Origin of the sequence: Vibrio sp. 1F263, from assembly GCF_041439035.1 — a bacterium.
In the GTDB taxonomy this organism is placed as follows: Bacteria; Pseudomonadota; Gammaproteobacteria; order Enterobacterales; family Vibrionaceae; genus Vibrio; species Vibrio tasmaniensis_A.
Window position 1 is genome coordinate 107571 of sequence record NZ_JBGONI010000011.1, and the last position, 11615, is coordinate 119185.

At 47.0% G+C, this 11615-nt stretch carries 7 protein-coding genes; 5 read left to right on the forward strand and 2 right to left on the reverse strand.

What is annotated here, in order from left to right:
• Nucleotides 1-7 precede the first annotated feature (7 nt).
• Together ACED25_RS10150 and ACED25_RS10155 are read left to right on the forward strand one after the other, a co-directional pair.
• Nucleotides 8-391 carry a hypothetical protein gene (locus ACED25_RS10150; RefSeq protein ID WP_371695201.1) on the forward strand — a complete coding sequence of 128 codons (384 nt, stop codon included), beginning with the start codon at nucleotides 8-10 and terminating at the stop codon, nucleotides 389-391.
• A 12-nt stretch (nucleotides 392-403) separates the two neighbouring features.
• A complete protein-coding gene (locus ACED25_RS10155; protein WP_371695203.1) occupies nucleotides 404-1789 on the forward strand; it encodes a class II fumarate hydratase in 1386 nt (461 codons plus the stop codon).
• An 83-nt stretch (nucleotides 1790-1872) separates the two neighbouring features.
• On the opposite strand, the gene ACED25_RS10160 is transcribed toward ACED25_RS10155, so the two are convergent.
• A complete protein-coding gene (locus ACED25_RS10160) occupies nucleotides 1873-5304 on the reverse strand; it encodes a PAS-domain containing protein (protein WP_371695204.1) in 3432 nt (1143 codons plus the stop codon).
• A gap of 117 nt (nucleotides 5305-5421) precedes the next feature.
• On the reverse strand, nucleotides 5422-6618 hold the full coding sequence (locus ACED25_RS10165; protein WP_017101054.1) for a 3-phenylpropionate MFS transporter: 1197 nt from the start codon (nucleotides 6616-6618) through the stop codon (nucleotides 5422-5424).
• A 235-nt stretch (nucleotides 6619-6853) separates the two neighbouring features.
• Here ACED25_RS10165 and ACED25_RS10170 point away from each other — a divergent pair, with 235 nt between their 5' ends.
• The 3 genes from ACED25_RS10170 to acs all read left to right on the forward strand — a co-directional run bounded on the left by ACED25_RS10170 (nucleotide 6854) and on the right by acs (nucleotide 11495).
• Nucleotides 6854-8683 (forward strand): DUF294 nucleotidyltransferase-like domain-containing protein, encoded by a 1830-nt coding sequence (locus ACED25_RS10170; protein WP_371695206.1) that lies wholly within the window; start codon nucleotides 6854-6856, stop codon nucleotides 8681-8683.
• Nucleotides 8684-8694: 11 nt separating this feature from the next.
• Entirely contained in the window at nucleotides 8695-9327 is a 633-nt protein-coding gene (locus tag ACED25_RS10175) for a 3'-5' exonuclease (protein ID WP_009844694.1), read from the forward strand.
• Between the two features lie 218 nt (nucleotides 9328-9545).
• On the forward strand, nucleotides 9546-11495 hold the full coding sequence (gene acs, locus ACED25_RS10180; protein ID WP_009844693.1) for an acetate--CoA ligase: 1950 nt from the start codon (nucleotides 9546-9548) through the stop codon (nucleotides 11493-11495).
• The last annotated feature ends 120 nt before the right edge of the window (nucleotides 11496-11615 follow it).

Here is an 11615-nt window from a genome sequence, read left to right on the forward strand (position 1 = left end):
GCAAATAATGATGAAAGAACAGCAGGGTCTCTATTCGAGGTTTTACAAAGCACAAGATCGCTTTGCTTCATTAGAGCAAGTTCAAGGCCACGAGCCTTTTGTGATTCGAGACTATATTCAATGTGGTCTAACGCTTTCGGCTTACTATGAAAAGCATGCCGCCCAAGAAAACATCTTGTTATGCGAGCTGTATCTGCGCCAAGTTTTCTTTCATTTGATAGAAGCGATTGAGTCTCGTGACCGCAGTTTCGCCTTTCGACATATCTGCCTAGACTCTATTCACTCACCACTATTTTATTTGAAACGCCACTACTGCCAGCAACCACAAGGCCAAGCGCGTTTTTTGAATCTCAGCCAAACACTACAACAAGTCCAAGCCCCACTTGGCTAACAAGGATAGAACATGACCCTACAATTTCGGATAGAAAAAGACAGCATGGGCGAAGTGAAAGTTCCTGCCGATGCGCTATACCAAGCCCAAACTCAACGTGCCGCGGATAATTTCGCGTTTAGTTCACACAAGATGCCAACCAGCTTCATTCAAGCACTGGCGTTAATTAAACTGGCCGCCGCCGATACTAATGCTCAGCTAGGTTTACTGGAAGGTGATATTGCCAACGCGATAGCCGAAGCCAGCCAAGAGATCATCGATGGTAAACACCTCGAGCAATTCCCTATTGATGTCTATCAGACGGGCTCTGGCACCAGCTCTAACATGAATGCTAACGAAGTGATTGCGACACTCGCTTCAAGAAGCCTGCAAGGAGACGTGAACCCGAATGATCACGTAAACATGGGGCAAAGCAGTAACGATGTCGTGCCAACAGCAATTCAAGTCAGTGTCGCTTTGATGGCGGAAAATAAGCTGCTGCCTGCACTTACCCACCTTTCTGCAACACTTACCGTTAAACAGCAAGAGCTTGCTGAGGTAGTAAAAACAGGTCGTACTCACCTAATGGATGCGATGCCGATTACCTTTGCTCAAGAGCTTGGTGGTTGGAAGTTCCAGATTGAACACGCCAAGCAAGCGATTGAAAGCAGTTTGCCAGCAATCAAGGCGCTTGCTCAAGGTGGCACAGCGGTAGGTACGGGGATCAATGCCGACCCACGCTTTGCCGATAAGTTTGCAAGTAACCTGTCTCAATCGACAAAGATCAGTTTTACCTCGAGTGAAAACTTCTTTTTTAACCTCAGCAGCCAAGACGCGATCGTTGCACTGTCAGGTCAGCTTAAAACTGCAGCAGTTGCGATCATGAAGATCTCAAACGATCTTCGCTGGATGAACTCAGGGCCGTTAGCTGGCTTAGGGGAAATTGAGTTGCAGGCTCTACAACCGGGCTCGTCTATCATGCCTGGCAAGGTAAACCCTGTAATTCCAGAAGCTGCAGCCATGGCGGCGGCTCAAGTAATAGGTAATGACACCACCATTACGATTGCAGGCCAATCGGGTAACTTCCAATTGAATGTGATGCTGCCCGTTATTGCTCATAACGTATTAGAAAGCATTGAGTTGTTAGCAAACAGTTCAGTCGCACTGGCTGATAAAGCAATTTCTACCTTCATGGTACGCCAAGACAACCTCGATTTGGCACTGTCAAAGAATCCAATTCTGGTGACCGCACTTAACCCTGTGATTGGCTACTTGAAGGCGGCTGATATTGCCAAGAAAGCCTATAAAGAAGGCCTACCAATTCTGGATGTCGCAGAAAGAGAAACCGATCTTAGCCGAGAAGAGCTCAGCAAACTGCTTGACCCAACTACACTCACTCAAGGCGGTATCGCGTGTTAAAGTAAATCGGTCATCCATAACCGAGCGAACAGATCGAAAAAGGCCTCAGCTGAGGCCTTTTTAATATCTAAGAGTTAATTAAACTAACTCACCCGATTTAAGACCGCTCTGAGTTTTAGCGGCTTGACGGGTTTAGCGATAAAGCTGAAGCTATTGGCTTTTATCGCTGCCAGCATGTCATCGGTTCTATCAGCACTGATGATGACCCCTTCAAAAGAGTCCCCAAGGCGCAAACGACACTGCTGCAATACTTCGAGCCCCGTTCTGCCATTATCTAAACGGTAATCAGAGAAAATCACATCCGGCTGCCAATCATCATCGAGACACTTCAAACTTTCGACTAAGTCGACGGCGGTCTTAACTTCACAGCCCCATCGCCCTATCAAGTTCTCCATACCGACCAAAATTTCTCGCTCATTATCGACACACAGTATTTTCAAGTGCTCGATATCACTGGTCGCCATTGGCGTAGAAGCTTGCACAACCGGAGCCACTTGCTCTGCTCTCGCTAAGGTGATGGAAAAGACGCTGCCTTCTCCCGGCCATGAACGCATCGAGATTTGATGACCAAGCACATGAGCAATCCCTTTCGAAATCGCCAACCCTAATCCCAACCCCTGATCGGCACGAACTTGACTACCTCGCGTAAACTCTTCGAATATCTCTTGTTGCTTGTCTTCATCGATACCGGTTCCGTTATCCCACACATCAATGCGTACTTGACCATTGACTCGTCTCGCACCGAGTACCACTTTTCCTTCAGGGTTATAGCGAAACGCATTCGTTAAAAAGTTCTGAATCACTCGTCTTAATAACTTAGGGTCAGAGTGAATAAACAGTGACGATGGGATCATCTGAAATTGGATCTTCTGCTGCGTTGCTAAAGCACTAAATTCGGCATTCAAATTGGTCAGCACATCATGCACGGCAATCGCGTGAATGTTGGTTTCTAATTTTCCTGACTCCAATCGCGAGATATCAAGCAGGTCGCCAATCAGATCTTCAGCCGCACCCAACGCACTTTCGATATGAGAAGAAAGCTGCTTCTCCTCTTGTTCTTTTGCGACCTCAGATAGCGAAGAAGCAAACAAGCGAGCAGCATTTAATGGCTGCATCAAATCGTGACTAACAGCCGCAAGAAAACGACTCTTAGATTGTGATTCTTGGTCAGAAATTTGCGTCGCCTTTACCAAGCGATGGTTAAGCTTCTCGAGCTCTTGAGTTCGTTCATGGACTCTCGATTCCAAGCTTTCATTGGCATCTTTTAGCGCTTGCTCTGCTTGTCTGAAAACCGTGATGTCGGTAAAGCTCATGACGAAGCCACCACTAGGCATTGGGTTACCTTGCACCTCAATCACTCGACCATCCGGACGAATACGAGATGAGGTGTGTCGCGTGCCTTGCTCAAGGTGATAAACACGGCGTCGAACGTGATCTTCTGGGTCGCCTGGGCCACATAAACCTTGCTCAGCATTGTGACGAATTACATCTGAAATGGGTCGACCCACCTGAATCAAGCCTGCAGGGAACTCAAACAGTTCTAAGTAACGTTGATTCCACGCCACCAGCCTCATTTGTTTGTCAATTACTGCAATGCCTTGGCCAATATGTTCAATCGCACCTTGCAGTAAACCACGGCTGAAATCGTACAGTTCAGAGGCTTCATCAACGATGGTCGCCACTTCCTCAAGCTGCATATTTCTGCCCTGCAAGGCCGAAGTAAGTACTAACTTAGCGGAAGATGCACCGAATACACCAGCGAGCACACGTTCTGCATGTCGAATCAGGCTTGCGGGCGCTTGTTGGTTAGGAAGTAGCGGCTGCCCGTGCTGTTGCCAATAGCTCTGTAAGGCACTTTTCGCACGCTTACGCCCCACAAAACGAGACGCCAGCATCTCTAATTCAGCGACCGTCACACGACTCTGATAGAGGCTGATATTCTCATTTTCTGGTAATGGTGTGCCAATAAAAGCAGCCGATTGTAAACGCTCACTTAGGCTTGGTCTGGTCATCATAGAAACCACGGCATAACACAAAGTATTCAGCAAAATACTCAGCACAATCCCCCAGTTTGAACTGCTGATCTCCCAACTGTTGAGCAACTCTGGTGGCGTGATAATCCACAGTAAAAGGTTACTTTCACTATTGCCTGCCAGCATACTGGTTTGGCTCATCAGGGTGATCAGCCAAATCAACGAGCCCACCATTAAGCCGACATAAACCCCCTTCCGGTTGCCTGGACGCCAGTACAAACCACCAATAAGTGCTGGCGCGAATTGAGCAATCGCCGCAAAAGAAAGAAAGCCAATCGCCGACAGTGAATGAATGGTATCGAGCGCTTGATAGAACAGCCAAGCACCCAGTAACAGCAGTAAAATCAACCCGCGTCGAATCACCAGCAACATGCCAGAAAAATGTCGATGGGTTCTTTGAGTTAGACGCATACGGCGCAGCAGCAATGGCATCACTAAATCATTCGATACCATTATCGCTAATGCGATGGTCGAGACAATCACCATTCCACTCGCCGCCGAAGTACCTCCGAGGAAAGCTAACAAAGCAATATGATTCGCACCTTCAGCCATTGGTACACTGATCACGTAAGTATCAGCTGGCATATCAGTAAGCAGCCCCTGTCCTGCCCAAGCAATTGGCAGCACAAACAGGCCCATTAAAATCAGATAAAGTGGAAACAACCAGCGAGCGGTATGCAAGTCTTGAGGACGTTCGTTCTCAACCACCATGGTGTGAAATTGGCGCGGCAGACAGACAATCGCCAACATGGTCAAAACGGTATGAATAATTAAGGTCGGAATATTGGGCGATTCGTAGGTGGAAGCCGCCACATCAAACAAGTCAATTTTGTCACTGCTCATCGCCAGGTAGATAATAAACAGGCCAACAATCAGGAATGCCGCTAGCTTAACAATTGACTCAAACGCCACCGCCATCATCATGCCACGGTGATGCTCTGTGTTATCGATGTGCCGAGTACCAAACAGCATGGTAAAAATGGCCAAAGCACCGACCACAAACCAAGACACGTGATAATCCTGATAGCCGAAATCAGACGCTAGGTTTGGCGCAACAATATCTAGCCCCATGGTGATACCACGCAGCTGTAGCGCGATATAAGGAAGAATACCGACCACGGCAATCACGGTGACGGCAACAGCCAAGCCCTGAGATTTTCCATAACGAGCCGCGATAAAATCGGCAATTGAAGTGATGTGTTCACGCTTTGCAATCAGGATCAACCGCGCCAAGATCCGCCACCCGAGTGTAAAGACCAGAATGGGGGCGAGGTAGATGGGTAAAAAGGACCATGGGTTATTGCTCGCCTGTCCGACCGTTCCATAGAAAGTCCAAGAGGTACAATACACTGCAATCGAAAGACTATAGATCCATGGGCGCCAACGCGATAGCCAACGAACCTGCCTGTCTCCATACCAAGCGATCAGAAATAACACGCCCAAATAGGCTAAAGAGACTGGAATTACTATCCATCCTTGCATTAAAAACCCTTTTTCATCCATAAAAAAACCTCTCCATAAGGGAGAGGTTTCATTTAACTAAGGATGGGTCATTAACTCAATCGAATCGCTTAAATTCTGTGCTTCAGACTCTAATTATCAGCATTTGCTGTTAGATTCTAATTGTTCCGAACCTGATTGATTAATCTCAACCACTGAACTTCTCTCGTCCAACTTAATGAACAGAGCAAGAGCCCCCATCGCGGCCATACCCCAGAAGATGTTTGCCCCCCAAAGCTCATAGCCCCAACCACTTAAGGTCGTCATTAGTGCGATAACAGCTCCCAATGGGATCGCGTTATACAGAGCTTGCAGCGCGACCATTTTATTTTGTTCTTCTGATTGAATGTATTGAATGGCTGCGATGTGCGCCATAGCAAACGTCACACCATGCAGCATTTGCACCATAACCAAGGCGAAAATCGCCGTTGTTGATGCGGTAATCCCCCAACGAGCCATCACACCGATTGCAGCTACCACGAACAGAGTACGCATTGACCAGCCAGAGAATAAGCGCTTACTGAGAGCAAACACAGCCACCTCAGCAACAACGCCTAGGCTCCATAAATAACCAATAATCGCTTCTGAGTGACCGGCTTCTTTCCAGTAAATCGCACTAAAACTGTAGTAAGCCGCATGGCTACCTTGCAGCAACGCCATCAAGGCCAAAAATTTAACCACAGAAGACTCACGCAGTAACTCACCTAATTTTGGTCGCACTGCTTGTTTCTCAGATTGCGTTACTGGCATCACGTTAGGGTTTCTCATCGCTAACATTAACGACAACAGCACACCAGCAAGCGCTGTATACAAAATCATATCAGTGCCGAACTGTGCGACTAAATAACCCACCACGGTTGAACCCGCAATAAAAGCAATCGAACCCCATAAACGAGTGCGTCCATAGTCAAGCATCTTAAGACGACTGTAATGGTTAGCCATTGCGTCAGAAAGAGGGATAACCGGCCCACAACACAGGTTAAACAGTACTGTTGCCAACAGCATCAATAAAAAACTGCCTCCAGTGAAGAAGTGGAAGCCAACAAATAACAATGAGGCGAAGCTCAACCAGCGCAGAGCGGGCAAAAGATTCTCTACGTTATGGATGCGTGGCGTAATCACAAGGTTAGCAACACAGCGAGTCGCAAAACCAATACCAATCAATACACCGATGTCTCCTGCAGAAACGCCTTGGTCTTCAAACCACAACGCCCAAAATGGCAAGTACACACCATACGCAAAAAAGAAACCAAGAAAATACTGAGATATCCATCCGTAAGGAGAGGGGCTAAACATAAATAACCTATAAAGTGTGCGGAAAAAGGCGGCTCCAATTATGCCTATCTAGAGTAGGATGAAAAAGGGAATTATTACTGGGATAGCATTCCTATATTTAATTAGCCTAGATATCACTTATCACTTATCACCAAGCTATATCACGTTCGTCGATATCTAGTCTGCATTTAGACTAAAGTCGTCTGGAGCTTCGCTGGTATTTTGTCAGACTGATTAAAGACTCCCACTTCTTGTGATGCTTATGCCTGAAAAATTTAATATGCAGCACCCACCCTTCGATAGCCTGTCCGATACGGAACAATTGAAGCTTCGCTCTTCATTAGACGTGGTGTATTACCGCTCTCAAGAAGTGATACTGGAAGCAGATAGGCCGAGCAGACACCTGCACATCCTGATCAAAGGAGCCGTTGAAGAGCGCGCAAGCAGTGATGGTGAGATTTACGCACATTACGCCAATGACGATATTTTTGATGTGCGCAGCCAGTTTGAACCTCACACCAAACATCAATATATCGCACTCGAAGACACCTTAAGCTACCTACTGCCTACCGATATTTTTCTCGATCTTTACCACGCTAATGGTCAATTTGCCGCCTACTTTGATAGTAACCTGTCGACACGGAAAACTCTGATTGAGGCCGCTCAGCAGCAACAAAACCTTGCCGAGTTTATATTGACCAAAGTGGATGGCTCTATCTATCACCCACCACTGATTCTTGAGCCAGGGCAACCCATCAACCAAGTGACTCAAATCCTAAAAGAACAAGGCTTAGACTCGGCGCTGGTGCATTTAGACGACAAAGGCATAAAAGATTTTGGTTCAGGCTCCTTACCGTATGGGATCGTCACACGAACCAATTTATTGCACGCTGTAATGCTCGATAACTTCCCACAGGATACGCCCGTTGGCGAGATTGCAACATTTCCGGTGATGCACGTAAACCAAGGGGATTTCTTATTTAATGCCATGATTACCATGACCAGAAACCGGGTAAAAAGGTTGATGGTTTGTGACGGTCTAAATGCTGTCGGCATGGTGGATATGACACAAATCCTCAGTGCATTCTCCACTCACTCTCACGTGCTCACTTTGCGTATTGCGCGATCCACCAGCATTGAAGAGCTCGCATTAGCCTCCAACAAACAACGTCAACTGGTCGAAAGCCTACTCAATAACGGCATTCGCACGCGCTTCATCATGGAGCTAATTTCAGCCGTTAATGAACAGATCATAGAGAAAGCGTTTGAGTTGGTTATCCCACCCGCACTGCATAATCATTGCTGCCTCATCGTGTTGGGTTCCGAAGGCCGTGGAGAACAAATCCTCAAAACCGATCAAGACAACGCGCTAATAATTCAAGATGGCTTGGAGTGGCACCAATGCCAGAGCGCCATGAACGACCTCACTCATACATTGCAGCAATTGGGCTATCCACTCTGTCCGGGCAACGTGATGGTCAACAACCCCAAATGGGTGCATTCAGAACAAGAGTGGAAACAAACCCTCACCCGTTGGGTAAAAAAAGCCACGCCAGACACCGTGATGGATATCGCGATCATGGCGGATGCACACGCCGTTGCGGGCAATAGAGAGTTATTAAAACCCGTAAAGCAGCACCTAAGTGATTTGATGCTCGGACAAGAATTGATTCTGACTGAATTCTGCCGACCGGCTCTGAACTTCTCAGTACCCCTCACCCTGTTTGGCAATGTTAAACAATCCAAGTCAGGGCTCGATATCAAACAAGGCGGTATTTTCCCTATCGTGCATGGTGTGAGGGCACTCTGTCTTGAGCATGGTGTCACGGTAAATAATACCTTCGAACGCATTGAACAGTTGGTCTGTAAGAAAGTGCTTGAGCAAAGTACCGCCGATAACCTTAGTGAAGCACTCAAACAGTTCTTTAAGTGGCGCTTAGCCCAAAGACTTTCTCAGCAGCACAGTAGCAACAAGATTAACGTCAAATTGATGGAGCGAGCAGACAGAGACCTGCTTCGCCATAGCTTGCATGTGGTCAAAAAATTCAAGCAATGGCTTGGCTACCACTATCAGATACGGGATTAGGCGATTGAACGATGAATAGATTGGTTCGTTATTACTGGCATCATAAACTCAAAGGCTCTACTTATCAGCCTCTGTTTACTGCGCCTGCTAATCACGAATACGTATCTCTCGATTGTGAAACCACCAGCCTCGACCCCAATCAGGCAGAATTAGTCACCATTGCCGCAACCAAGATCATCGGCAACCGAATCATTACCAGCCAACCTTTTGAAGTCCGATTGCGCGCCCCTCAATCGCTCGATTGCAATTCAATAAAAATCCACCGTATTCGCCATCAAGATCTAAAGCACGGCATCGAAGAAAAACAGGCTTTAATCGAGCTACTGAACTTCATTGGAAATCGTCCTTTAGTCGGCTATCACATCCGCTATGATAAAAAAATCCTCGATCGCGCCTGTTTAAAACAGCTTGGATTTCCACTGCCTAACCGATTAGTCGAAGTAAGCCAACTTTATCAAGACAAACTCGAAAGGCAGCTGCCTAACGCCTATTTTGATCTCAGTATGGACGCTATCTGTCGCCAGCTCGATTTACCTATCCCCGTCAATAAACATGATGCATTACAAGACGCTATCTCCGCCGCCCTGATCTTTGTTCGCCTGAAACATGGTGACCTACCCCGTTTCAACTCTTCTTATTCTTAATTCAACCACTGGCGCTTCACATAGAGAGCAACATCTCAAAAATGAACTTAACTCGCTATTTTGTAAGTGAAAAGCAACGTCTCATCCTAAAGTCTAATTGTGAAAATCGCCGTCCTAGTCGAGAGTGATAACACAACGACGGTTCTGTAATAGACCTAGAAACTGAACACAAAGGAAGTTGCCAGTTCATTAGGAATGTAGGCACAAGGAGAGATGCAATGAGTGAAGCCCACGTTTATCCGGTAAAAGAAAATATTAAATCAACCACACACGCGGATAATGACACTTACCTAGCCATGTACCAGCAATCTGTTTCTGACCCTGAAGGCTTTTGGGGTGAACACGGAAAAATCGTTGATTGGATTAAACCTTTCACACAGGTAAAAAATACCTCTTTCGACCCTGGCCACATTGATATTCGCTGGTTTGAAGATGGCACGCTTAACGTTTCGGCTAACTGTATCGACCGCCACCTTGCTGAGCGCGGTGATGAAGTCGCTATCATCTGGGAAGGCGATGATCCGGCTGATGACAAAACGCTAACTTTTAATGAACTACACAAAGAAGTGTGCCTGTTTTCAAATGCTCTAAAAGAGCAAGGCGTGCGCAAAGGTGATGTAGTTTGTTTATACATGCCAATGGTTCCAGAAGCTGCGGTTGCGATGCTGGCGTGTACCCGTATAGGTGCGGTTCACACAGTAGTATTTGGCGGTTTCTCCCCAGAAGCACTGTCTGGTCGTATTATCGACTCAAATTCTAAAGTCGTTATCACTGCCGATGAAGGCGTGCGTGGCGGCCGTGCGGTTCCACTGAAGAAAAATGTCGATGAAGCACTGACGAATCCTGAAGTGAAGAACATCGAAAAGGTTGTAGTATTCAAACGTACTGGCGGCGATGTTGCATGGCACGAACACCGCGATGTGTGGTGGCACGATGCTATTGCTAATGTATCTGCAGATTGTCCTCCAGAAGAGATGAACGCAGAAGACCCACTATTCATCCTTTATACGTCAGGCTCAACAGGCAAACCTAAGGGTGTTATGCACACCACCGGTGGTTACCTTGTTTATGCAGCAATGACCTTCAAATACGTATTCGATTACCAAGAAGGCGAAACTTTCTGGTGTACAGCCGATGTGGGTTGGATTACCGGTCACACATACCTTGTTTACGGACCGCTTGCCAATGGTGCAAAAACCATTCTGTTTGAAGGCGTGCCGAACTACCCGAACACAAGCCGCATGAGTGAAGTGGTCGATAAGCACCAAGTTAATATTCTTTATACGGCGCCAACAGCTATTCGTGCATTGATGGCGAAAGGCAATGAAGCCGTTGAAGGCACGTCTCGTGACAGCCTAAGAATCATGGGCTCAGTGGGTGAACCTATCAACCCAGAGGCGTGGGAGTGGTACTACAAAACAATCGGTAATGAGCAGTCTCCAATTGTTGATACATGGTGGCAAACAGAAACGGGCGGAATCTTGATTGCACCGCTACCAGGCGCAACAGACCTAAAACCGGGCTCAGCGACGCGTCCATTCTTCGGTGTGCAACCGGCGCTGGTTGATAACATGGGTAACATCATTGAGGGTGCAACAGACGGCAACCTAGTGATTCTTGACTCTTGGCCAGGCCAGATGCGTACCGTTCACGGCGATCATGACCGTTTCGAACAAACTTACTTCTCGACCTTTAAAGGCATGTACTTCACCAGTGATGGTGCTCGTCGTGATGAAGACGGTTACTACTGGATTACTGGCCGTGTTGATGACGTTCTGAACGTATCAGGTCACCGTATGGGTACAGCTGAGATTGAATCGGCTCTAGTCGCATTTGATAAGATCGCAGAGGCTGCGATTGTCGGTATCCCTCATGATATTAAAGGCCAAGCGATTTACGCTTACATCACGTTGAATGATGGTGAATTCCCGACCGCAGAGCTTCATAAAGAAGTGAAAGACTGGGTACGCAAAGAGATAGGCCCAATCGCAACGCCAGATGTACTGCACTGGACCGACTCATTACCAAAAACTCGTTCAGGTAAAATCATGCGTCGTATCCTGCGTAAGATTGCCACTGGCGATACTGGCAACCTAGGCGATACGTCGACACTGGCAGACCCAAGCGTGGTCGATAAGCTGATTGCAGAGAAAGCGGAACTGGCATAAGCAACCCGTTACATTACGTAATTACTGTTTAAAACAGCGCCTTTCTAAACCGTCACCTATGTGGCTAATGCCGTTCGGATAAGCATTATTGCTTGAACCTGAACGGATATTTGGCTGGGA

Coding starts and splice junctions, on each gene's coding strand:
- ACED25_RS10150 (WP_371695201.1), top strand. CDS start 8: ATGATGAAAGAACAGCAGGGTCTCTATTCGAGGTTTTACAAAGCACAA.
- ACED25_RS10155 (WP_371695203.1), top strand. CDS start 404: ATGACCCTACAATTTCGGATAGAAAAAGACAGCATGGGCGAAGTGAAA.
- ACED25_RS10160 (WP_371695204.1), bottom strand. CDS start 5,304: ATGCAAGGATGGATAGTAATTCCAGTCTCTTTAGCCTATTTGGGCGTG.
- ACED25_RS10165 (WP_017101054.1), bottom strand. CDS start 6,618: ATGTTTAGCCCCTCTCCTTACGGATGGATATCTCAGTATTTTCTTGGT.
- ACED25_RS10170 (WP_371695206.1), top strand. CDS start 6,854: ATGCTTATGCCTGAAAAATTTAATATGCAGCACCCACCCTTCGATAGC.
- ACED25_RS10175 (WP_009844694.1), top strand. CDS start 8,695: ATGAATAGATTGGTTCGTTATTACTGGCATCATAAACTCAAAGGCTCT.
- acs (WP_009844693.1), top strand. CDS start 9,546: ATGAGTGAAGCCCACGTTTATCCGGTAAAAGAAAATATTAAATCAACC.